The 23,019-nt window shown below is 44.7% G+C and carries 25 protein-coding genes; 13 read left to right on the top strand and 12 right to left on the bottom strand.

The features are described 5' to 3' along the window. Window positions 1-12: 12 nt before the first annotated feature. A complete protein-coding gene (gene rsfS, locus B0I27_RS06015) occupies window positions 13-387 on the bottom strand; it encodes a ribosome silencing factor (protein ID WP_106292321.1) in 375 nt (124 codons plus the stop codon). A gap of 41 nt (window positions 388-428) precedes the next feature. Between rsfS and B0I27_RS06010 the strand changes: the two genes are divergently transcribed. The 3 genes from B0I27_RS06010 (at window position 429) to lpcA (ending at window position 2,831) form a co-directional block, all read left to right on the top strand. After that, window positions 429-1,193 (top strand): biotin--[acetyl-CoA-carboxylase] ligase, encoded by a 765-nt coding sequence (locus B0I27_RS06010; protein ID WP_106292320.1) that lies wholly within the window; start codon window positions 429-431, stop codon window positions 1,191-1,193. A gap of 70 nt (window positions 1,194-1,263) precedes the next feature. Further along, window positions 1,264-2,244, top strand: a complete 981-nt coding sequence (gene pfkA / locus B0I27_RS06005; protein WP_425428127.1) for a 6-phosphofructokinase — start codon at window positions 1,264-1,266, stop codon at window positions 2,242-2,244. A 20-nt stretch (window positions 2,245-2,264) separates the two neighbouring features. After that, entirely contained in the window at window positions 2,265-2,831 is a 567-nt protein-coding gene (lpcA, locus tag B0I27_RS06000; protein WP_106292318.1) for a D-sedoheptulose 7-phosphate isomerase, read from the top strand. Here the strand turns inward: lpcA and B0I27_RS05995 are convergent. After that, window positions 2,791-4,218 (bottom strand): PAS domain-containing protein, encoded by a 1,428-nt coding sequence (locus B0I27_RS05995; RefSeq protein WP_106292317.1) that lies wholly within the window; start codon window positions 4,216-4,218, stop codon window positions 2,791-2,793. The genes lpcA and B0I27_RS05995 overlap by 41 nt on opposite strands. A gap of 216 nt (window positions 4,219-4,434) precedes the next feature. On the opposite strand from B0I27_RS05995, the gene B0I27_RS05990 reads away from it, so the two are divergent. From B0I27_RS05990 to rplS, 4 genes are all read left to right on the top strand, one after another. Next, window positions 4,435-4,968, top strand: a complete 534-nt coding sequence (locus B0I27_RS05990) for a 30S ribosomal protein S16 (protein WP_106292316.1) — start codon at window positions 4,435-4,437, stop codon at window positions 4,966-4,968. 95 nt (window positions 4,969-5,063) lie between these two features. Continuing rightward, on the top strand, window positions 5,064-5,588 hold the full coding sequence (gene rimM / locus B0I27_RS05985) for a ribosome maturation factor RimM (protein ID WP_106292315.1): 525 nt from the start codon (window positions 5,064-5,066) through the stop codon (window positions 5,586-5,588). Window positions 5,589-5,593: 5 nt separating this feature from the next. Then, on the top strand, window positions 5,594-6,268 hold the full coding sequence (gene trmD / locus B0I27_RS05980) for a tRNA (guanosine(37)-N1)-methyltransferase TrmD (RefSeq protein ID WP_106292314.1): 675 nt from the start codon (window positions 5,594-5,596) through the stop codon (window positions 6,266-6,268). A 190-nt stretch (window positions 6,269-6,458) separates the two neighbouring features. Next, on the top strand, window positions 6,459-6,812 hold the full coding sequence (gene rplS, locus B0I27_RS05975; RefSeq protein ID WP_106292572.1) for a 50S ribosomal protein L19: 354 nt from the start codon (window positions 6,459-6,461) through the stop codon (window positions 6,810-6,812). A 202-nt stretch (window positions 6,813-7,014) separates the two neighbouring features. On the opposite strand, the gene B0I27_RS05970 is transcribed toward rplS, so the two are convergent. The 3 genes from B0I27_RS05970 to B0I27_RS05960 all read right to left on the bottom strand — a co-directional run bounded on the left by B0I27_RS05970 (window position 7,015) and on the right by B0I27_RS05960 (window position 10,544). Next, window positions 7,015-7,701: a phosphatidylserine decarboxylase family protein gene (locus B0I27_RS05970; RefSeq protein ID WP_106292313.1), complete on the bottom strand. Its 687-nt coding sequence runs from the start codon at window positions 7,699-7,701 to the stop codon at window positions 7,015-7,017. 39 nt (window positions 7,702-7,740) lie between these two features. Beyond that, window positions 7,741-8,295: a hypoxanthine phosphoribosyltransferase gene (gene hpt / locus B0I27_RS05965; RefSeq protein WP_106292312.1), complete on the bottom strand. Its 555-nt coding sequence runs from the start codon at window positions 8,293-8,295 to the stop codon at window positions 7,741-7,743. Window positions 8,296-8,405: 110 nt separating this feature from the next. Then, complete coding sequence (locus B0I27_RS05960; RefSeq protein WP_106292311.1) at window positions 8,406-10,544, bottom strand: biosynthetic peptidoglycan transglycosylase; 2,139 nt, start codon at window positions 10,542-10,544, stop codon at window positions 8,406-8,408. 136 nt (window positions 10,545-10,680) lie between these two features. Between B0I27_RS05960 and B0I27_RS05955 the strand changes: the two genes are divergently transcribed. The 3 genes from B0I27_RS05955 to B0I27_RS05945 all read left to right on the top strand — a co-directional run bounded on the left by B0I27_RS05955 (window position 10,681) and on the right by B0I27_RS05945 (window position 12,808). After that, the gene (locus B0I27_RS05955) at window positions 10,681-11,751 is read left to right on the top strand and encodes an Mrp/NBP35 family ATP-binding protein (protein WP_106292310.1); all 1,071 of its coding nucleotides are present in this window, start codon (window positions 10,681-10,683) and stop codon (window positions 11,749-11,751) included. A gap of 36 nt (window positions 11,752-11,787) precedes the next feature. Beyond that, a complete protein-coding gene (locus B0I27_RS05950) occupies window positions 11,788-12,066 on the top strand; it encodes a NifU family protein (protein ID WP_106292309.1) in 279 nt (92 codons plus the stop codon). 109 nt (window positions 12,067-12,175) lie between these two features. Then, a complete protein-coding gene (locus B0I27_RS05945) occupies window positions 12,176-12,808 on the top strand; it encodes a peptidase associated/transthyretin-like domain-containing protein (RefSeq protein ID WP_106292308.1) in 633 nt (210 codons plus the stop codon). 2 nt (window positions 12,809-12,810) lie between these two features. Here B0I27_RS05945 and def read toward each other — a convergent pair whose 3' ends face one another. The 7 genes from def to B0I27_RS05910 form a co-directional block, all read right to left on the bottom strand. Continuing rightward, window positions 12,811-13,380 carry a peptide deformylase gene (gene def, locus B0I27_RS05940; protein ID WP_106292307.1) on the bottom strand — a complete coding sequence of 190 codons (570 nt, stop codon included), beginning with the start codon at window positions 13,378-13,380 and terminating at the stop codon, window positions 12,811-12,813. A gap of 17 nt (window positions 13,381-13,397) precedes the next feature. Continuing rightward, the gene (locus tag B0I27_RS05935; protein ID WP_106292306.1) at window positions 13,398-14,630 is read right to left on the bottom strand and encodes a M16 family metallopeptidase; all 1,233 of its coding nucleotides are present in this window, start codon (window positions 14,628-14,630) and stop codon (window positions 13,398-13,400) included. 30 nt (window positions 14,631-14,660) lie between these two features. Continuing rightward, complete coding sequence (gene msrA / locus B0I27_RS05930) at window positions 14,661-15,299, bottom strand: peptide-methionine (S)-S-oxide reductase MsrA (RefSeq protein WP_106292305.1); 639 nt, start codon at window positions 15,297-15,299, stop codon at window positions 14,661-14,663. Window positions 15,300-15,328: 29 nt separating this feature from the next. Further along, window positions 15,329-16,867, bottom strand: a complete 1,539-nt coding sequence (locus tag B0I27_RS05925; RefSeq protein ID WP_106292304.1) for a YifB family Mg chelatase-like AAA ATPase — start codon at window positions 16,865-16,867, stop codon at window positions 15,329-15,331. A gap of 81 nt (window positions 16,868-16,948) precedes the next feature. Continuing rightward, entirely contained in the window at window positions 16,949-17,431 is a 483-nt protein-coding gene (locus B0I27_RS05920) for a gliding motility lipoprotein GldH (RefSeq protein WP_106292303.1), read from the bottom strand. Continuing rightward, on the bottom strand, window positions 17,421-19,055 hold the full coding sequence (locus tag B0I27_RS05915; protein WP_245925443.1) for a regulatory iron-sulfur-containing complex subunit RicT: 1,635 nt from the start codon (window positions 19,053-19,055) through the stop codon (window positions 17,421-17,423). Before B0I27_RS05915 ends, B0I27_RS05920 begins: the two co-directional genes overlap by 11 nt. Next, entirely contained in the window at window positions 19,056-20,201 is a 1,146-nt protein-coding gene (locus B0I27_RS05910) for a DNA polymerase III subunit (RefSeq protein ID WP_106292302.1), read from the bottom strand. A 410-nt stretch (window positions 20,202-20,611) separates the two neighbouring features. Here B0I27_RS05910 and B0I27_RS05905 point away from each other — a divergent pair, with 410 nt between their 5' ends. The 3 genes from B0I27_RS05905 to B0I27_RS05890 all read left to right on the top strand — a co-directional run bounded on the left by B0I27_RS05905 (window position 20,612) and on the right by B0I27_RS05890 (window position 23,018). Further along, the gene (locus tag B0I27_RS05905; protein ID WP_106292301.1) at window positions 20,612-21,610 is read left to right on the top strand and encodes a hypothetical protein; all 999 of its coding nucleotides are present in this window, start codon (window positions 20,612-20,614) and stop codon (window positions 21,608-21,610) included. A 351-nt stretch (window positions 21,611-21,961) separates the two neighbouring features. Beyond that, window positions 21,962-22,390: a Holliday junction resolvase RuvX gene (gene ruvX / locus B0I27_RS05895; RefSeq protein WP_106292300.1), complete on the top strand. Its 429-nt coding sequence runs from the start codon at window positions 21,962-21,964 to the stop codon at window positions 22,388-22,390. Window positions 22,391-22,550: 160 nt separating this feature from the next. Further along, on the top strand, window positions 22,551-23,018 hold the full coding sequence (locus B0I27_RS05890) for a ribosome maturation factor RimP (protein WP_106292299.1): 468 nt from the start codon (window positions 22,551-22,553) through the stop codon (window positions 23,016-23,018). The last annotated feature ends 1 nt before the right edge of the window (window position 23,019 follow it).

Here is a 23,019-nt window from a genome sequence, read left to right as displayed (position 1 = left end):
ATTAAACTTATTTTATGCACTCTGATAGTGCACCGTTTCAGCGTCTCCCCACAGATCTTCAATGCCGTAATACTCGCGTTTATCGGTTTTAAAGACATGAATTACGACATCAACATAGTCAAGAAGGATCCATTCCGCAAATTCAAGACCTTCTACTCGGGCAGGCCACTCGCCTGTGGCCTTGTAAATTTCTTCTTCAATGCTTCTGGTGATCGCTCGAACCTGAGTGCTGGATTCCGCATGGCAGATAACGAAATAATCTGCCACAGAACTGTGAATATTTCTTAAATCCAGCCTTACAATCTCGTTTCCTTTTTTTTCCTGAATCCCAAATATGGCTAATTCAGAAATGTAAGCGGATTCATTACGTCCTTGGTTTTTTATCATTAAAAAAAATTATGTTTGGCTAAAATTAGTCAATTAACGCTTTGCAAAATAAAACAATTTCGGGATTATTTGTCGGTCAAAATATTGTCTCATTAAAGCGCGTTGATTCAACAAATGATTATCTTAAGAAACAAGTGGCAAATTCCAAGCCAGTGCCGGAAGGAACTGTTATATTGGCAGAAGAGCAATTTGCAGGCCGGGGCCAGTTTGATAATAAATGGCTAAGCCAACCAGGCCAAAATTTAACATTCAGCATCCTCCTGTCTCCGTCTTTCTTGCCGATTTCGCAGCAGTTTTCTCTTAATATAGCCATTAGTTTAGCTATTAACGATGTTTTGTGTTCTTTTATTGGATCGGGATGTGAGATTAAATGGCCAAACGATATTATTTTCGATGACCGGAAGCTCGGCGGTGTGCTTATTGAGAATATAATAAGGGGCACGAACTGGAAGTATTCTATAGTGGGAATCGGACTAAATCTCAACCAGACCAGCTTTCCTGCCAGTATCAAGAATATTACCTCGATGGCACTTATAGCAGAAAAGGAGTGGACGCTTAACGACGTACTGGCACATCTTTTAACCGCAATAGATAGAAGATACAGTCAGTTGAAGAATGGCGGTCTTGTTTTGCAACGCCAGGAGTACAGAGCAAAGCTATATCGGTTAAATACGCTTGCTGTTTTTGAACGGGAAGGAGTGCGTTTTGACGCTGAAATTATCGGTGTAACCGAAACGGGCCTGCTGGAGCTTAAGACAGCGGACGGCGTAAGGTGCTTTGGATTGAAAGAGCTTAAGTATATTTGAACGATAATTGTAAGAAATTTCAACGTCGCCTCAAGAAGTTTAAAATTTTCGGCGAATTTTAGAAATGATCATGGATAAGAATAAAATAAAAAATATCGGGGTGCTTACCTCAGGAGGAGATTCCCCGGGAATGAACGCGGCTATCCGCTCAGTTGTTAGAACCTCGCTTTATTATGATATCCAGGTTACGGGTATCATGAGAGGTTTCGAAGGTCTTATTGGTGAAGAGTTCATTCCGATGAATCGCAAATCTGTAGCGAATATAATCCAACGTGGAGGAACGATTCTTAAGACTGCCAGAAGTGATGCTTTCTACACTAAAGAGGGAAGACAGAAGGCTTATGACAATCTGAAGAAAAACGGTATCGATGCCCTTGTTGTGATTGGTGGAGAAGGTACCTTTACAGGAGCTAACATATTTGGTAAGGAGTTTGATATTCCTGTAATTGGAATGCCCGGAACTATCGACAACGACCTCATCGGTACCGACTTTACCATTGGATACGATACGGCCATCAATACTGTTATAGATGCAGTAGACAAAATCCGGGATACCGCCGAATCTCACGACAGGCTCTTCATTGTAGAGGTTATGGGCAAAGATTCCGGCCTTATCGCCCTAAGAAGTGGTATCGGTGTCGGTGCTGAAGCAATCCTTATTCCAGAGTCGCGTACCGATGTCGACCAGCTATTTAAAAGACTGGCCAGTGGCCGTAAAGACAAAGCGTCAAAAATCATAATTGTAGCAGAGGGAGACGAGATAGGTGGCTTCGAAATTACAGAGTTAATCAAAGAGAAGTTCCCCAACTATGATACCCGGCTTTCTATTCTCGGACATATCCAACGTGGCGGGAGACCAAGCTGTATGGACAGAGTATTGGCTAGCCGCCTGGGCGTTGCAGCTGTTGAAGCGCTGCTAAACGGGCAAAAAAACATGATGGTTGGTCTTGTTAACCATAACATTCATTATACACCATTTTACAATGCAGTAAAGCATCTTTCAGAAGCAGATCCAAGACTTCTAAAGATTGTGAACATTCTTTCGTTATAACTCCTAAATCTATATCTCACATGGGATCAGCTAAACAACACTTTTTAGAAGCTCAGGCAGTGCTGAGTACTTTCTTAGGAGATGAATCGAACTTTGAGAGAATAGAGGCTGCAGGACGCTTGCTTTCAGAAGCTCTGGCTTCTGGTGGCAAAGTGTTGTCTTGCGGCAATGGAGGCTCCATGTGTGACGCCATGCATTTTGCCGAAGAGCTGAGCGGTCGCTACCGAAATGATCGAAAGGCTTTGGCAGCGCTGTCTATATCTGATCCCTCACATATATCCTGTGTCGCCAATGACTACGGGTATGCTCACGTTTTTTCCCGGATGGTTGAAGCGATCGGAAGTCGTAATGACGTTTTATTAGCTATCAGTACAAGCGGAAATTCTGAAAACGTACTCAAAGCCATTTTCGCGGCTAAAGACCGCGGGATGAAAGTAATCGGGCTAACTGGAAAAGACGGCGGGCAGATGGCCGACCTTTGCGATGTCGAGATTCGGGCGCCATGGTCCGAATATGCAGATCATGCTCAGGAAATCCATATAAAGGTTATTCATTCTCTGATTGACTTTGTGGAGAGGGGTCTTTAATCGTATTTTCCTGATGAAGTAAATGACTTTTACTAACAATCTCATGGAGAACCCTGTCCAGCTGATGGACAAGGGTTCTCACATGATTGATAATGTCAGCATTGAAGGGATCTTCCGGGTTTGACTCGTTGAATAAGGGTACTATACCCATCAACGACGCCACTGGTCCCCTTATGTCATGCGAAGCAAGCTCGACGATTTGCCGTAGGTCACGATTTTGCTTCTCTATGCGTATTGCATTATCCAGGGCTTCCTGTACATCACGTCCTTGGCATACTATACCGATAATCCTGTTATCATGATGAATGGGGTACATCTTTATTTCGTGGGTATTTGTTGGATGCAATATTTTTGCATTTAATACAACCATCTCCCCCGAAAGTGACCTGTCAAAATAGGCCTTCCATAACTGCACTTCTTCTGGCTTAACAACGGGTATAAGTATAGAGTCTCCCAGCTCAATATCCACATCGTACTTGTCTTTGATCATTGTCTTAAACGCAGCATTGGCAGATAGAAGCCGATAATCGGGGTCAATAGACCAAATGATGTTATCAATGCTATCTATCGTAGCATCGAGATTGGTTTTTGCAATTATCATCTCTTCGCGTGCCTTCATAATTTCCGTCACGTTATGGACCATGATGATTTCCGATTTCCTGCCGTTATAAATGATACCATGGCCTGAGATGATAACATCAATAAGCCGCCCGTCTTTGGTGAGGTGCTTCCAACCCTGCGTGCGGCTATGTGTTTTTTTTACACTGCGGACTGCTGACAAGAGCCGGGGCACTTCTTCAGCTGGCCGGATCTCAGTTATGTTCATAGAAAGAAACTCTTCCTCCGTAAAACCATATTCAGAAATAGCCGCGTTATTTACAGCCATAAAGGCCAGGGTCTCCAGGTCATAGATCCACAAGGGGTTAGGGTTGTTTAGAAAAAGATACCTATAAGTGTATTCGGAGTCTTTCAGAACAAGTTCCGCACGCTTCTTATCTGTGATGTCGCTACTTATTCCCACGACAGCGAAGAGCTTGCCCCCGGAATCGAAAACGGGCGACTTACGATCGCTCACCCATCTTATCTGGCCGTTTACAACAATCCGGAATTCCAGTTCCACACTTTCACCCTGATACAGGCGTTGCGTCTCCCTATTGACGAAAGCATAATCTTCCGGATGTACTGTGGTTCTCCATTTAAAGGGCTCGGCCCGTAATTGCTCCGGGGTCGCGCCGTACATTTCGTTGAATTGCCGATTTGTATAGATGTATTGTTGCTTAACAAGATCAAAGCTCCATACTGCATCCTTTAGATTATCCAGGACAGTTGTCAGCGTTTCCAATGCGCGCAGATCCATGCCTTTGTTATATTGTCCTGAAGTTTCCATTTTCAATTATATCTGTCTCACGTAATCAAACTCAAGATGTAATCAATGCTATTTCTGGATTCTCGCAATTCAGCTGATATTGGTCAGTTGTCACCTCTTTGCAGCCTAAAAAACAGCACAATATGTTTTAAATTATAACTAAATATCAGTACATTTGCGACCCCGCAGAAGGATACTCCGGGAACTATGTTGTATACATAAATATAATTTAAAAAAATGGCAACTAAAATTAGATTGCAAAGACACGGTAAAAAAGGTAAGCCTTTTTACTATGTAGTAGTAGCAGATGCGCGTGCACCAAGAGATGGTCGTTTCATTGAGCGTTTAGGTTCTTACAACCCGAACACCAATCCAGCGACAATCGTTCTGAATTTTGACAAAGCATTAGACTGGATGGACAAAGGTGCTCAGCCAACTGACACTGTTCGTACACTTCTTTCAGATAAAGGTGTCCTTTACATGAAACACCTGAATGGTGGTGTAAAGAAAGGTGCTTTAACTGCTGAACAAGCTGAAGCTAAGTTTAACGAGTGGGTTCAGAGTAAAGAAGATAAAGCTCTTGGTAAGAAAGAGAACTTTAATCAAACTAAAGATGCTGCTAAAAAAGCTGCTTTAGCTGCTGAAGCGAAGAAGAAGGAAGAAAGAGCCGCTGCAATAGCTGCTAAAAACACTCCTCCTGCAGAAGAGGTAGCCGAAGAAGTAGCTTCTGAAGAAGCTGCGTCAGAAGAAACTTCTGAAAACGCTGAATAGTTTTTCTTACAGAACCATCAAATGTCATTTTGGCAGATTGAGTTCCCTGATTCAGGTAATTCTCTTTGTTGAAATGACATTTTTATTTCAAGGCCATGACGCTAGAAGAAAGCTTTTACATCGGATATATCACCAAAACAAAAGGACTTAAGGGCGAAGTACAGGTTTACTTCGAATTCGACGATTACGAGGATCTCGAGTTTGACTCCGTGTTCATCGAAATAAATAAGAAGCTAATTCCATTCTTTACCGCCTCCTGCAAGCTTCATTCAAATTCAACGGGTTATTTCTACTTCGAAGACATTGATGTCATTGAAAAGGCGGAGAAGTTGCTCAAAAAGAAGCTCTATCTGCCCCTTGCAAAGAAACCCGAAAGGTCAGATGATGAATTCTACTATACGGATCTTAAAGGGTATATAGCTCATGATGAGAAGTTAGGAGAGCTGGGGGAGATAATTGAAGTTCATGAATATCCCCAACAGTTCATCGCAGTAGTTTCTTATAAATTCAGAGAGATCATGTTTCCTCTTAACGATGACATGATCGTTTCTATAGATGAAGAAGATTCAAACTTACATGTAAAGCTTCCTGATGGGCTTCTGGATGTATATTTAGCTTAGTAACCATGCGATTTGATATAATATCAGTACTCCCGGGCTTATTGGATAGTCCGTTTGCTCATTCAATTTTGCAGCGTGCTCAAAAGAAAGGTATAGCCGAGATTCATGTGCACAATTTGAGAGACTTCTCCAGTAATAAGCACAAGAATGTGGATGACTACCCTTACGGGGGTGGAAGCGGAATGGTGATGTCGATTGAGCCTTTTGCAGCATGCATCGAAAAGCTGCAGGCTGAACGCCAGTATGACGAAGTCGTTTTTATGACTCCCGACGGAGAGACCCTGAACCAAACCATGGCTAATCAGCTCTCGCTTGGTAAGAACGTTATAATTCTTTGTGGCCATTACAAAGGCATTGATCAAAGAATTCGCGATCTGTACGTAACGAAAGAGATCTCCATAGGTGATTACGTCTTGTCCGGAGGTGAACTCCCCGCGGCTGTTCTGGTAGATTCCATTGTTCGTCTTATTCCCGGAGTGCTCTCTGATGAAACTTCTGCGCTGTCTGACTCATTTCAGGGCGAGCTGCTCGATGCGCCTGTTTATACCCGACCAGCCGAATGGAGAGGTATCCGTGTTCCTGAGATACTATTAAGTGGCGACCAGGCGAAGATCAACAATTGGCGACATGAGAAGGCTTTGGAACGTACAATGAAGCGTCGTCCCGACCTTTTGGAATAAAAAGGGTCTTTGTTAAGTGAAACATCTTAACGTCAGTCATATACTATTCAATTGAACAACGAATGATTGATTTGTATTTTTTGCAATTATTTGAAAATCATTCTTTCAAATGTTAATTATTATGCCTAATATTGCACTCCGAAAAAAGGGGCGGATATTAAGGTTTAATGCCGTTTTAATAAATAAAATCATGGATTTAGTAAAATTTGTTGAAGAGCAGGCTGTAGCCAGGAAAGAAGTGCCTGCATTCAAATCTGGCGATACAGTAAGCGTTCACTATAAAATCCGCGAAGGAAACAAGGAGCGTATCCAGATCTATCAAGGGGTTGTTCTTCAGCGCAATAGTGTTGGAAATAACGAGACCTTTACTGTAAGAAAAATGTCTAATGGTGTTGGTGTTGAGCGTATTTTCCCAATTAACTCACCTAACATTGCCAAAATAGAGGTTCACAACGTTGGTAAAGTTCGCAGAGCCAAATTGTTCTACCTACGTGCATTAACTGGTAAAGCTGCCAGAATCAAATCTAAGAGAGTTACCAAATAATTATCTTAGCTTAAAGAAATTTCATATCCTGTTCATTCCGATGAACGGGATTTTTTATGTCCTTTTGTAGAGGGTACTGTATGCAAGGGGACATAGATGCTGACATAAAAGAAAAAGGCTGAAAGGAATGATATCGCATCATTCCTTTCAGCCTTTTTCTTTTATGGAATATATAGCCTCCCGGCAAAGGTCTGACTTAAGTCTAACCTTCTTCTGTTACTTCAACTGCTTTCGTGACGTCTGCAAGCACGGTAACGCCGCCTGTAACAACCTGGCCGAGAGTTACCTTTACATCTGTCCCGAGGGGCATATAAACGTCTACTCGCGAACCGAACTTGATGAATCCAAACTGCTCGCCCTGCTGAACCTGATCGCCCTCTTTTACATACCAGACAATCCTTCTGGCTAACGCTCCGGCAATCTGCCTGAAGAGTATTTCTATACCGGTTTCATGCTGTACTACTACGGTTGTACGCTCATTATCAGTAGATGACTTTGGGTCCCACGCTACCAGATACTTGCCCGGATGATATTTGAAGTATCTTACAATTCCCGAAATGGGATTGCGGTTAACATGGACATTTATCGGCGACATGAAGATCGAGACCTGTAAACGGCGATCCTTGAAATATTCGGTCTCTTCTGTTTCTTCGATAACCACTACTTTTCCGTCAGCAGGACAGATGATATGTTCCGTGTTTAGAACGGTCTTCCGTGTCGGATGCCTGAAAAACTGAAGCACCGTGATAAAAATCACAAATGAAAGAATATAGATAATCCACTTAATCACACTTTGATCCGGCCAGTAATAGTGAGCAACGGCGTTCATTATAAAGATCAGCAAAATGGAAAGCGCTATCGATGTATAGCCTTCTTTGTGGATTGTCATTTAAAATTAATTTTAACCGCAAATATGCTAAAAATGTTATTAAGTTTCCGACGGAACGACAATTGCCTGGTAGATATCCTTTAAATTCCTTCCTAGTCCTTTGTAATCAAGACCATAGCCTACAACAAATTCGTTTCCAATCTCAAAACCTACGTACGCAATCTCATCAAATTCCTTCTGTAGGGAGTCTGGTTTTATCAGAAGCGTACATACGGCTACGGATGCAGGCTCTTGTTCTCTTACCTGTTCCAGAAGATAGGAAAGGGTAATGCCGGTATCCACGATGTCTTCGACGATAATAACATCTCTGCCCTTCAGGTCTATCTCCAAACCGATCATTTTTTTCACAGTACCTGATGTTGATTCTCCGCCATGATATGAGGCGAGCTTGACAAAAGCTACTTCAACCGGAATGGTTACTTCCTTCATCAGGTCAGCCATAAACAAAAAGCTTCCGTTCAGTACAGCGATCACCACGGGCAGCCTGTTATCATAATCCACATTCATCTGAATGGCTAAAAGGCGGGTACGCTTCCTTATCTGCTCATATTCCAGGAAACAGGTAAACTCTTTGTCTTCAATTTCAATTTTCATCAGAGTACTTTATTATATATCAATTTGTTAGCGCCACCTGCACTGTCGAAAGTCTGTAAGGTCGCAACCTTCTAATGGACTTCCAGGGCTTTTTACGTTTTTTACAGGTATTAGTTACTTGCTTCTTTTTCCTGCCTTCTCAAATCCCGCCTTAGCCTCCTCTTCTCAGCACGCGTCAACGAGGTATCTTTGGCTATTTCTTTTGTCCTTTCGGAGACTGACTTCACTGTGTCTGCTTTCTGAATCTTAAAAAGATCTCTGAAGAGGTCTTCGCCCACCATGTCGTCATCTGCCTCGAAAAGTGAATCAATTTCCAACGTATCAATAACCGGAGCCGCAGGACGCAGGGCCTCTCTCACTCTTACTCCATAAAATCCGTAAGCGTTAGTATCTCGTGATGTATATCCACGTTGGGCCATCAGGTTGCCGATAAGCTTGAAATAACCGCGTAAACTGGTTCGCAGCCCGCCGTCGTGCGTAAAGTAATAGAGCGACGACTTTGGTTTAGGAACTATACTCGCAAGATAGATCCCTTCTCCTATCGTCAGTTCCGACGGGTGCTTGCTGAAGTAATAGCGTGCAGCCTCCCCGATACCATATACATTACGCCCCCATTCAATAATATTCAGGTAGACTTCAAACATCCGCTTCTTGCTCGATACGCGGTTGTTCTCGATCAGCCATACGATCAGCATTTCCTCAATTTTGCGGGCAAGCGTCTTCTGTCTGATCAGGAACACGTTTTTTACCAACTGCATGGATATGGTGCTTCCTCCCCTTTTGAAAGCTTTTTCTTTAAAGTTGGTAGCGATAGACCGTTTTATCGACATCTCAACAAAGCCATTATGAGAGTAAAAGGAGGGATCTTCGGCAGTCAGCAATGCGTTACGCAAATTTGGAGATATCTCATCGATCGGGGTATAGTCCGGATTCTGCGGTCCTACAATGATATCACGCATCGGTTTACCGTATTCATAAGGTGTATATACAAACGGAGCATTAATTTTTGCAAGGTTCGTCTTGCCCCATTTTACAATCCGAAAACCGGAAGGATTCATAGATGAGCTAAACTGAACACTGTCGGGCTTGCGGGTATCCAGGAAGAAAGCCATTTCGTACCGAAGCTTACCCTCCACCTGAATGCCTTCAAGAGACTCAAATAAACCGATAGGAAAGGAGTTGAACAGATCCTGAGCATCCATGTCGCCGGTCTTCAGCTTCAGCGCGTAAGATTTGTTCTTACCCATCGTGTACTTGATGTAAGGATTTGCCTGAATATTCTTCAGATGAATTACCGAGGAGCTGTCAATAGCAAGGAAATCTTTCCCGATCAGTACATCCGCATCGATGGAGCCACTTGGAACGATGATGTCGTTCGCCGCAATCCTGGGGTGATTGATCAGCAGATTACTGATCGCCCAGGATCCGTAAATATGAAACTCATCGCCCTTTTTCCGGGTGTTCTTCAGCTGGGTATATACGGTATCAAAGTTGATCTTCCCGCCGAGCTTTTTCTCAAGCATCGGCAGCTCTACCTTCTTGTTATCGGCATATAGCTTAATATCGAGCTTTTTATCATCAGCATCGACATTCCCATCGACGTGCCAGACAGACTCGTCGCCGTTAACAAGAATGGTCGACTTAAGTTCACCGCTTTCTATGACGGCAGAAGTGGTATGGAAGTTCAGTTTTTCCTCGTCCCTGATGATCGTAAGCTTGAAGTTTTTTACGTCCATTTCATCGGGAATCTTATAGAGAAGCTGGTTAAGCAGATTATTTGCCAGCTCTGCGTAATCTGCCTTGCCCTTTTCAGTAGAGGTCGGTTTCTTCTTTCTAAAAAGGAAGTCGTAATTACGTACCGTATCGCGCTTAATAAGATTAATATCGGCCTCATTCACCCGGAGTCCAAGCAGCTTGATGTCGCCGAATAATAAGGGCATCAGTTTTACACCAACATGCAGATCCCGAACCGAGAGCAGACTATCCCGGCCTTCCGGCACGATCGAGATGTCTGAGAAAGCAATTGTTCGCAACCCTTCAAATCTCGGATTATTGATGTTGAGGTTTAAATTATAGTCTCTCTTTGCCTTATCCTTTGCCTTGGCAACCATCTGCTTCAACAAGGTTTCCCTTTTTGAATAAGCAACAGAACCGAGAATGGCGACCACTACCAGTATGATCAGCAGAATAATACCCGTAATTTTTAAGTACTTTTTATAGTTCGTAGGAATACGCATGTATCCGGACATATTTAATTTTTAGACGCATAAAGAAAACGCTAATCCCAAAAGATTAGTTTCCAAAGTGTAAATATCTGTAAAAACATAAAGAAACAGACAGCTAAGCGAGCTGGTTTGATTAATTTTGTTTTTTAATACTCATCGTATGATTACAAAGGAAAAGGTATTGCACGCCTTAAGCCATGTTGAAGAACCGGATCTTAAAAAGGACCTGGTAACCCTTAACATGATTGAAGATATAGTTATAGAGGGCAACCACGTCACGTTTACGGTTATACTCACTACACCGGCATGTCCGCTTAAAGACTTAATTGAAAATGCCTGTCGCAATGCGATTGCGCATTTCATCAGCCCCGATGTCAAAGTCGACGTGAAGATGACTTCCCGAGTAACTACTCAAAAGAACCAGCCTCTTCACAACATCAGCAACATCATTGTCGTCGCTTCAGGTAAAGGTGGTGTCGGTAAATCGACTGTATCTTCCAATATAGCGCTGGGATTGGCTAAAAAGGGTGCCAAAGTGGGTTTAATCGACGCGGATATCTACGGACCTTCCATCCCCATCATGTTCGGTGTTGAAGATGCCAAGCCCGAGGCAATCCCAACTCCGGAAGGCAAGACCCGTATTCAACCTATAGAGAAATACGGAATCAAGCTGCTGTCTATTGGATTCTTTACTGATCCGGAGCAACCTATTCCCTGGAGAGGACCAATGGCGTCTAATGCTGTTAAACAGCTGTTTAATGATGCCGACTGGGGCGATCTGGATTATTTAGTAGTCGACCTTCCTCCGGGCACCGGCGATATACACATCACATTGGCGCAGACCTATCCGGTCGCAGGAGCGGTGATCGTAACCACGCCTCAGAAAGTTGCCATGGCAGATACAAAGAAGGGAATTGGTATGTTCATGATGAATGCCATCAATGTTCCCATTCTTGGTATTGTTGAAAATATGTCCTATTTCACGCCTGCCGAACTTCCTGAGAATAAATATTATATTTTTGGAAAAGGCGGAGGTAAGTCTCTTGCTGAAAAGTTTGATGTACCGTTCCTTGGAGAAATTCCTATGGTGCAGTCCATCAGCGAGGCTGGCGACGGCGGAGAGCCTGTAATCTTACAGGATAATAATCCAATGTCCGTTGCTTTCATGAATGTGGCAGAGCGGGTTGCACAGCAGGTGGCTATCCATAACGCTAAGCCGGCTTCTGTTTAATTCAAGATTATTGTGTAATTTTATAAAAAAATTATTATGGATTTGTTGCAAAGAGTGGAAAGTGCGTTAGATAGCATTCGGCCGTACCTGGAAGCAGACGGTGGCAATGTGTCGGTGGAAGAAATAACTCCTGAAAATATAGTAAAAGTCAGATTACTGGGTGCATGCGGATCTTGTCCCATGAGCGTAATGACTATGAAAGCAGGGATTGAACAAGCCATAAAAAGGTCAGTTCCTGAAATTGTGGGAATAGAGGCGGTGAACCTCACTGATATGGACGATCCGAACGCGGTCATGCCGCACGTCGCACAGTAAACAAACAGCTAGCATAATCAAAAAAGCGAATCATGTAACATGTTTCGCTTTTTTGGCTTTTAACAGATTTTAACTAAATAGTAGCACAATTATTGATAGGTTTACGTTGATGAGAATATTTATCGCCGCGTTGATTATGATGTATGTAACTGGCTTTGCACAAGCTCAGGACAAGCCTCTTGTGCAATTTTCAGGAATCATATACAATGTCGACTCCAATGTTGTGGTTCCCTATGTTACCGTCACGAATAAGAACAAAAGCAACAGGACCGTATCAGCAAATTTTCAGGGGTACTTCTCGTTTGTAGCCGCTCAGGGCGACACCATATTGTTCAGTGCTGTGGGTTATCGCCGCGAAGCACTCGTAATACCCGATATGGAAGGTGAAAAAAGCTATACAGTAGTGGTTAAAATGAAGCCTGTCGTAGTAAACCTGCCAATGGTATCCGTACTGCCATGGGCCAGTGTTGACGAATTTACCAAAGAATTTATGTCTATGAAGTTCGCAGATGATGATCTGGAGATTGCTAAAAAGAATGTAGCAAGATCTTCATTACTGGCGATGGCGCGTGACCTGCCAAGAGACGGACAGGAAATGAGAGGCGTCAACTTCCAGAACAATCATATTGCTTTGACCAACAAGGCAATAAATCAGCGGATGGCTAATCCGCTTTTAAATCCCTTTGCCTGGGGCTCCTTTATTCAGCAAATTATCAACGGAGACAAAAGTAAGAGTAACTAAGCCTACTTCTTCTTACCCTTGGAAGCCAGGGGGAACTTCATCTTATAGTCTACCTTTATAGCACCCTTCTTAATAGCATCGAACTTACTTTTCAGCATGGCTCTTCTCAGAGGACTTAGCTTATCAGTAAATAACTTTCCTTCAATATGGTCGTATTCATGCTGAATGACACGGGCAGCCATGCCATTAAATGTCTCCTCATGCTGCACCCAGTTTTCATCATAGTATGAAACAACAATGGTATCCAGCCTTCTTACATCTTCGCGGATATCCGGTATGCTCAGGCAACCTTCATTAAAATCCCATAAAACACCTTTCTCCTCCAGAATCGTGGCATTGATAAACACCTTTTTAAAGTTCTCATATCCAGGTTCATCTTTATCTGAAAGATCTATAACAAACAACCGGATAGCCAGGCCCACCTGTGGCGCAGCAAGGCCCACACCACTTGCGTTATACATGGTATCGAACATGTTAGAAATAAGCGTTTGCAGCTCAGGGTATTCAGCGGAGATGTTCTCAGCTTTTTTCCTTAAAACAGGATCACCGTATGCTACTATTGGTAACTTCATACTATAAAATTAATAAATTATTCAGCCTCATTCGGCACAAAAGTAAGCGTGCTGATGTTGGCAGGATCAAAAATCTCGTTTGCTATCTCCTGAATGGAGGAAGGCGTGATGGCGTTTATCCTGGCGAAGATCTCCTCTAGGGACTCTGCACGACCATGGTCGATCAAACTCTTACACATACCGATAATAAGTCCCATCCTGTTATCTTCACCCAGTGCAATCTGGCCATTTATCTTCTTCTTTGCACGGTCCAGCGTAATATCGCTCATCTTATTCTCCCTTAAGAGCCTGAGTTGCTTATGAACCAGTTTTAGTGCCCGGTCAGACTTTTCGGCATCAGTACCAAAATATATAGAGAAGATTCCGCTGTCACACATTGGCGTGAAATTGGATTCAATGGTATATGCGATACCATATTTTTCCCGGATGGTCAGGTTCAGCAAAGAACTCATACCGTTTCCGCCCAGGATATTATTCAGTAGAAGAAGTCCTGTTTTCTTTTCGTCATATATGGAATAAGCCTGATTCCCGATCACGCAATGCGTCTGCGAAATTGCCTTGTCCACAGAGCGCGTTACCGGAGTATACCCTGGTGCAGTTCTGACAGGCTTATTTACGTTTGCCGGTATCTTGTCGAAGATAGAGGTAAACAGTCTGCTGATCTCTTTCGACGTATAGTTTCCGTTGACACCGATTACGATCTCTTCTGTATTGTAATTCGCTTTCAGAAAGGAAAAAATATCCTGCTGCTCAAAAGCCATGACCGATTCTGGTGTGCCGAGAATGTTGCGCCCCAAAGCATGGCCGGAGAAAAGAAGGTCTTCAAAGTCGTCCTGAATCGCTTCTTCAGGTTGATCCTGATAAGAAGCGATCTCGTCCAGAATCACGCCCTTTTCTTTATCCATCTCCTTGACAGGGAACTGCGAGTGAAACACCAGGTCCTCAAACAGGTCAAGCGCTTTTCTCAGGTAAGGATTTAAAATAGAGGCATGAATGCAGGTATATTCCTTAGTAGTATAAGCATTCAAATCGCCGCCTACCGCTTCCAGGTAATTCAGAATCTGATGAGTGCTTCTTTTTTCCGTTTTCTTAAACAGAAGATGTTCAATGAAATGTGCCAGGCCATCCTTGCCTTCAGGCTCATCTCTCGAACCTGTATTAATGACAATGCAGGCATGTGATACAGAAGAAGTTGATGGCTTAAATAATAACCGAATGCCGTTTGGCAGTGTGAAGACCTCGTAATCCATTTAAAAGGCAAAGGTAAGAAAATAAAATGCCTAGTTTTTCATTTTGAGCTTACAGGCCCTCTGAAACTTGTCAAAGCGGGGTAAGGAAACTGCTCTTACGTACGAATCATAGGGGTTTTCGGTCGTATAGTTCTGATGATACTCTTCAGCCCGGTAAAAAGCCTTAAGCGGTGCAACCTCCGTTACAATAGGCATCTCAAACTTCGGAGTCCATTTTTTTATCGCCTCGGTAGCCAGCCTTTCCTGCTCCTCGTCTACATAAAAAATAGCCGAGCGATAGGAAGGCCCTTCATCGGGTCCCTGTCTGTTCAGAGTCGTAGGGTCATGGGAAGTAAAAAACGCCTCCAGCAACTGCTCATAACTAATCACCTTGGGATTATAGTACACCAGTACCGTTTCGGCATGACCGGTAGTTTCCCTGCATACTTCCTCATAGGTAGGGTTCTTGGTATGTCCGCCTGCGTAGCCCGACACCGCAGAATCTACTCCTGCAAGTTCCTCAAAGATATGCTCAGAGCACCAGAAGCAGCCTTCAGCAAATGCCGCGATAGATTTGGCCTTATCCGACTTTACCTCTACTTCCTTCGTCCCCTTCTGCTGTCCGGATAAGTTGCACGCCAAAAGCACGCTCATCGCAAATCCCGCAATCATTACCTTAATGCTATTCATGATTCATTAACGTAAACAGCATCAAAACATTATCCCGCCCAGCCGTCACGGTCCAGACTCCGGTAATGTATCGCTTCTGCCAGATGCTCAATGCGGATTTCTTCTGAATCTGCCAGGTCAGCGATAGTGCGCGATACCTTCAGAATCCGGTCGTAGGCACGGGCGGACAGTCCCAGTTTTTCCATCGCCTTTTTCAATAGTATCTGTCCCGCGTCGTTGATACGGCAAACCTGACGAACCTCCTTTGAACTCATTTGTGCATTGCAGTACACCTCCTTGCTGCCACTGAAGCGCTTGCTTTGCAGTTCGCGTGCCTTGATCACCCGGGCACGTATGTCGGCACTGCTTTCCGACCTGTGTTCCGAAGCCAGGTCGGTAAAATTCACAGGAGTTACTTCCACATGAAGGTCAATGCGGTCCAGCAGTGGTCCGGACACCTTACTTAAATACTTCTGAACAGCGCCTGGCGGACATGTACAGTCCTTTTCCGGATGATTATAAAAGCCACAGGGACATGGGTTCATCGAGGCGATAAGCATGAAGCTCGCAGGATAGTCAACCGAAAGCCTGGCTCTGGATACCGTTACCCTCCGCTCCTCCAGCGGCTGGCGCATCACCTCCAGTACCGAACGCTTAAATTCCGGCAGCTCATCCAGGAAAAGCACCCCATTATGAGAAAGCGATATCTCGCCCGGCTGTGGCGAGGCCCCTCCGCCCACAAGCGCCACATCGCTGATCGTATGATGCGGCGAGCGAAACGGCCTGGCCGTCATCAGGGAGTCTGCCGCGGCCAGCTTTCCTGCCACGGAGTGAATCTTGGTAGTCTCTAACGCTTCCTGCAGATTGAGCGGCGGCAAGATACTGGGCAGCCTTTTTGCCAGCATCGTTTTTCCGGAACCAGGCGGACCGATCAATATAGCATTATGTCCCCCCGCAGCAGCAATTTCCAGCGCCCGTTTGATATTCTCCTGACCCTTTACATCAGAAAAGTCTGTAGGATAGTTGGAAATGTTCGAGTAAAATTCCTCACGGGTATCTACCACAGTTGGCTGTATATTGCCCATGCCCTTGAAGAAGTCCAGAACCTCTGCCAGCGTTTGTACACCCAACACGTCAATATCATTAACGATGGCCGCTTCCCTGGCATTCAGTGCAGGAACGATGAGCCCTTTGAAGCCCTCCATCCGTGCCTGGATAGAAACCGGAAGCGCACCTTTTACAGTCTGGATTGTCCCATCCAAAGACAGTTCACCCAATATCATATATTGACTGATCAGCGTCGCATCGATTTGTTCAGAAGCACAAAGAATAGCTACAGCTATAGCCAGATCGAACGAAGATCCCTCCTTGCGAATGTCCGCAGGGGCCATATTCACCAGAATTTTCTGTCGGGGCATCCGGTATCCGGAATTGCAGATGGCGCTTTCTATGCGTAGCAGGCTTTCCCTCACCGCCGTGTCGGGCAGACCAACGATGTAGTACCGCGTACCACTGGTAATATTTACCTCAATAGTAATCGTCTTCGCCTCTATTCCAAAGACAGCGCTTGAAAAGGTTTTGATCGGCATCGGTTAATTGGATATCCCTGGTAAATCTACGCGGTTGTTCCTGCATGAAAAGTGACAGGTATCACAATGATAAAGAATGTTTTAATTCTCCTCGACAGGCTCAACACGCAGGCCTACATCCGTTACCTCAGGGAGAGGGTTATCCCGCATGTTTTGTTCAATCTCGATGATGTAAGTTCCTTTTGCCGGAAACCGGTATCCTTCGCGAAACAGAAGCTGATAGGAATAGAAATTGCCCGCTCCGCTACCCAGCCATTCGCCGTCCGGATAGGCAAGTTTAAACTCCTTGCGTTCCGTTTTTGTTTCGTAGCCTGTGGCCGACTGATGAATCAGTACAAATATGTTAGCGTATTTATAATCGGAAGTATGGCGCAGGTTAAGGTACAGGTTGTACGCCTTGCCTGGATCTTCGATGATAACAGGTATCCTCACTTTGCTGGCGTAAGACCAGGAACGATTGTCGATGGGTAAATTCACATCGACAATCGCAGTCTCCTTGCAGCCCTGCAAGCCTATACATAACAAAAGTATTGCGGTAAATAAATGCCGGTACTTATTCTGCATTAGGTTTAGGCTTGTTATTATTCTTATTCCTCCGGAAATGACGACTTCCCTGAGCCTTTTTATTGCCGGATTCTCCACCTTCAGCTTGCGCATCAGCGTTCTGCTCCCTTTTCTGTCTGTTTGCCGCATGAACCGCCGCGTTCTGCTCTCTCTTCTGGTTGTTGTCAGTCTGAGGAGCGGCAGTATTCTGCTCCCTTTTCTGTCTGTTTGCCGCATGAACCGCCGCGTTCTGCTCTTTCTTCTGGTTGTTGTCAGTCTGAGGAGCGGCAGTATTCTGCTCCCTTTTCTGGTTATTATCAGCTTGAGGAGCGGCAGGGTTCTGTTCTCTCTTCTGGCTGTTAGCAGCAGCGTTCTGTTCTCTCCGCTGATTTGGGTTCTGAGGGCCCGACTTCTGTTCTCTTCTCTGATTGTTGGCAGCAGGCCTCGCAGGCTTTGCAACCGGAGACGACGGCGTTAGCGCAACTCCAGCATCATCTTGCTTAGGTCTGCTCTTATTATTCCGCTTCTTTTTCTTCTTGTTATTCTGACGCTCATCCAAACGGGTGATACTATCCTGCCCAACAACGTTCTCATAATCCAGGATCTTGGTAGCCTGTACCGGTTCCAGTTCAGCCGCCTCATCTTTCAGATCTTCAGGCTTGATGCCTTCTTTGTTTAGTTTCTGAATTTCCTTCACTCGTGAAATATCCAGAGGAATCCAGTTTTCCTGATTCGGGTAACTGAACCACATGAGCTTCCTGAAGATATCGGTCTTTTGAAGACGTGCCATGCCGATAACCGTCTCCAGACGATCTACATCATCCGGAATATCCTTCAGCGCATCCATATACGTGTCGAGCTCGTAGTTGAGGCAGCACTTCAGCTTGCCACATTGTCCCGCTAGTTTCAGTGTATTTAAAGACAAATTCTGATACCTTGCTGCCGACGTAGACACCGTTTTGAAATCGGTAAGCCAGGTACTGCAGCAAAGTTCGCGACCGCAGGAGCCTAAGCCGCCTAATCTGCTCGCTTCCTGCCTCATGCCGATCTGGCGCATCTCAATACGGATACGGAAGTTTTCTGCCATTTTTTTGATGAGCTCACGGAAATCCACCCGCCCTTCTGCTGTATAGTAGAAGGTTGCCTTGGTTTTATCACCCTGATAGTCGACGTCGCTGATCTTCATAGAGAGGCCCAGATTCAGGGCAAGGGTACGCGCCTTGTGCATCGTCTCCCATTCCATATCCTTCGCCGCTTTCCACTTATCCACGTCAGCAGGTGTTGCCCTTCTGATCACCTTTCTGGTGATATCATCCAGCTTCTGATGCTTCTTTTTGATCTGCATCCTCACCAGCTCACCGGTAAGCGAAACATGGCCAATGTCATAACCACCTGTTGTAGTTTCCACTACTACCAGGTCGCCCATTTCCAGGTACGCATGCTCATGATTAATGTAAAAATCTTTGCGCGATCCCTTGAATTTAACCTCAATGATATTGAAAGGTTTATAGTTAGTTGGAAGGTCCATATGGGCCAGCCAATCGTAAACATCTAATTTGCTGCATCCGCCGGTAAGGCAAGAGCCATTACTTTTACAGCCTGCCGGCGTACATCCGCCGCCGGTTGAACATGATCCACATCCCATTTATTGATATATATAGTGAGTCCCCTTGGGGAGCGTATTAAACTTCAGAATTCTTGTAAATTGCAAAGATACGTCTAAAAATAAAATTTTAGGGTTTGCATTCCTTTCAATATGATAATGGGCCTTTTCGATTTCCGAAATAAGGGCCTCCGTTTTATTTAAATCGACCGAGCGGCTAAACTTGACCACAAACTCTTTTTCATTTTCCGGAAGATGAATGAGATTTTCAGCGCCGGATAGGACCATCATGACCTCCCTTAGGAGCTTCGAGCCATAACGCAGAAAGTTCTTTTGGTTCTCCCTGCCCCATTTCGATGCTGATTCAGAAAATTCGATCAGCTGCAGTCCCTTATTGCCAAAACTGTTTCTCAACCATTCAGTGAACCTGCCAAATGCGTGGTCACTTTCCTCACGACTCAGCTGAATAGCCAGCTGAATGTTTCCCTCACTCAGATAAGAGATTCTGCTGGCCTGCAAAGCCGGGACATGAATCGTTTCGATCAAGTGTTGTTTCACTTCCTCATCTTTGAGCCGGTTGATCTTGAGCAGTTGAGTCCTCGACAGGATGGTGTTTAAAATCTGATCCTGGTTTTGAGCCACAAGCAGGAAGAGTGTTTTTTGCGGCGGCTCCTCGATAATCTTCAGTAGTGTATTTCCCTCCTTGTCGAGATATTCGGGCAACCACATGATCAAAACCTTGTACTCCGCCTCAAACGGCTTCATGCTAAGCTTCCGGATGATCTGGTGGCACTCGGCGATATTGATGTTAGCCTGTTTGTTATCGGCATCCAGCTGAAGGCGCCACTCGTCCAGATTTAAATATGGGTTTTTCAAAAAAGCCTCTCTCCATTCTTCAATGAAGGTGAGGGCGGTATCGTCCTTATGCTTGGCAAAGAAAGGATAGGAAAAATGAAGATCCGGATGTATCAGCCGATTGTACTTTCGGCATGAGGAACACTCGCCACAACTGTCGTCCGGACTGCGGTTTTCGCAGGAAATATACTGTGCGTAAGCCAGGGCAAGCGCCAGACTTCCCGAGCCCTCCGGCCCCAGAAATAAGCGTGCGTGACTAATCCGTTGCTCCGCAACGGTCTGAATCAACTGACGCTTAATGTCTTTCTGCCCTACAATTTCACTAAACAGCATCGTGCAAATTAAGAAATAGATAGCAAATATGAGAATATGCCGGATATAAGAAATCTGACGTATCCAAAGCTACTTTTACCGGAGGCGCTGCGTTGCTACTGTATATCGGGTACCCAGGAACTGTAAGGGAGGGCAATATGAAATAACCACCACCGTTGTATGCAGCCAATAACAGACACACATTGTTCCGTAATAAGTCCGACCTGAACGGCTTAAAGTGGGACGTATTACTGCCTTTCAGCTGCACATATAGCTCTTCATATAAAGAAGTACTAAGCTCAGCCTAAGCAGGGCTTGACTGCTTTTGAGGTACGTTATTTTAAAAATAGCATAAAATTTTGTCGATTTTGGCGAAAAAATCGTCACATGTTTCCCGTCGCGCTACCTTGTTCTCCAAATCAAACAAGGTTATGGCAAAAGTAGACAAGAAAGGAATCGTTCGCGGCAAGGCAGGTTCCGTTGTATATCGCGGCTACCGCGAAATGAACATCATCCAGGGGAAACCCCGCAAATTCGAGCAGACCAGTGCCAGCATCCGGGCCTCCACGGAGTTCGGTCTCTCCAGTACCACGGCGGCGGTGATCAGGCAGGCCTTTGAGCCGGCCTACGTGCACCGGGATGGCGAGGCGGTCAGCCGCAGCACACAGCTGGTGTACCGGGGGATTCGCAATAGCTTACGCGGAAGCGTTGGTCAGCGCGACTTGCATGACGCGGACCTGGAAAGCCTCATCGGGATGGACTTCAATATGAAGAGCCGGCTGAGCGAAGTACTGCAGGTCAGTCAGCGGGTAGAGCGGGATGAAGAGGGGCGCCTAAGCGTGTTCATGGGGGCCTTAAACGCCAAAACCGACCTGAGGGTGCCTCTAAGCATCAGTAAACCGGTGAGTAAGTACAAGATCCGTTTCAGCCTGATCGGCTTCAATTTCCGGAAGGAGTACTATGAATATCTGGAAGTGAAAGACCTGGAGTTTCGCTGGCAGGCTCAGCTGGAAGCCCAGGAGATCCGCTTTGAAACCCTGCCGGAACCCGATCAGCTGCTGATGCTCAGCGTATCGTTGCTGGCTTATAGCGAAACCCGAATGGAAGAAGGCTATGTATTGCTCAATAGCAAGGAGTTCAGTCCATGTTCGATCATTGCCGCGTTTCATGCTGAAGAACCGGGAGAATACCCTACGGGCCCTGTGAATATGGAGCTCAATGAGGCGCAGCAAACACGGGGAGCATCCTTTAATAATATGTGTTACGAAGGCAACAGACTGCTAAGGGATTTGAAACGAAGGAACGAGAACATAACGGAAACAACGACGACGGCAATGAAAAAGAAAGCAACTACTAAACATCGAACGGAAGATGGCGATGACAAGGTACAATTCCAGATCAGGGAGCGGATTTCGTTTTTTAAAAGATAGTGCAAATCTGATTTCTTCATATTGATTCAATCTCTTAAAGAAGAAACTGTTCAAGGTACGCCTCTTGGAGACGAATGCTATTAAATCCGCTTAGCTATAGTAAGTAAAGGAAAAGATAAATCAGGAGGCGCGGGTGTGATTACGTGCTCTAAGGTCTGTCGGGATACTGTTTATCTGTTGACTATTTTTGATAAAAGTGATCAGGAGAATATTGCTGATAAGGATCTTAAAGAATTATTAAAACTGATCGATTGGCCCGGCTTTAAAAAAAGCGGGATTTACTTGATGTTAATGAAGCGTAATGCGGATGGAAGGATGTAAAAGCCTTTTTAAATCAATAACTTTGCTGCGATGGCCAGAGTTGTAGCATTTGATTACGGTACCAAGAGAATAGGAGTTGCAGTGACCGATCCGTTGCAGATCATCGCGACAGGATTGACCACCGTTCGTCCGAAAGATGTGGTCGAATTCCTGAAGAATTACATGCAGACCGAGGAGGTGGAGCTCTTTGTTGTAGGTGAGCCTCGTCAAATGGATGGTACAGCTTCGCAGTCGACACCCCATGTAAAGGGGTTTATCACCATCTTGAAAAAAGCATTTCCCACAGTGCCTATAGAAAGGATTGATGAACGCTTTACGTCTAAAATGGCCTCCGCTGCTATATCTCAAAGCGGACTGAAAAAGATCGACCGGCAAAACAAATCTTTGATTGACACGGTAGCAGCTACCATCATCCTTCAATCCTGGATGGAAAGACGAGGATTTCTGGGTCTATACTGATAAGGGCAACGTCTGTACAAGATCCGGCATGTATACGTTCAAAACTCGTTAGTAATAAAGCATTTGTCATATTTCTGTTTGCAAAATTCATATATATCACTATATTTGCATAAATCGAAAGAGGGGGCAGTACGTCCCCTCTTTTCTTTTACCGGTAGTTATGAATATAGAGCAAAGGGTACGAGAGTTAGTTGAAGAAAAAATAGCCGACCGTCCGGAACTCTTTATAGTGGATATAAAGATGCACCCGAACGGCAGGTTGGTTATTCTGATGGACGGAGATAACGGCATCGGAATAGCGGATTGTGCTGCAATAAGCAGAACAGTGGGATTTCATCTCGAAGAGGAAAACGTAATTGAGCAGGCTTATCATCTGGAAGTGTCATCTCCGGGTTTGGATTATCCGCTCAGTACGCAGCGACAATATCAGAAGAATGTTGGACGCAGTTTGTCCGTCAAACTTGCAGATGTGCCTGATAAAAGAGAAGGTAAACTTCTGGAAGTTCAGGAAGCAGGGATTTTAATAGAAGAAAGCATAAAGGAAAAAGGAAAGAAAGCGGTTTTGGAACAGAACCTCATTCCCTTTGACCAGATAACAGAAATAAAGGTTTTAATTTCATTTAAGTAGA

The organism is Arcticibacter pallidicorallinus (assembly GCF_003002875.1).
Taxonomy (GTDB): Bacteria; Bacteroidota; Bacteroidia; order Sphingobacteriales; family Sphingobacteriaceae; genus Arcticibacter; species Arcticibacter pallidicorallinus.
Note: the sequence above shows the minus strand (reverse complement) of the source record. Positions and strands in the feature narration are given on the sequence as shown.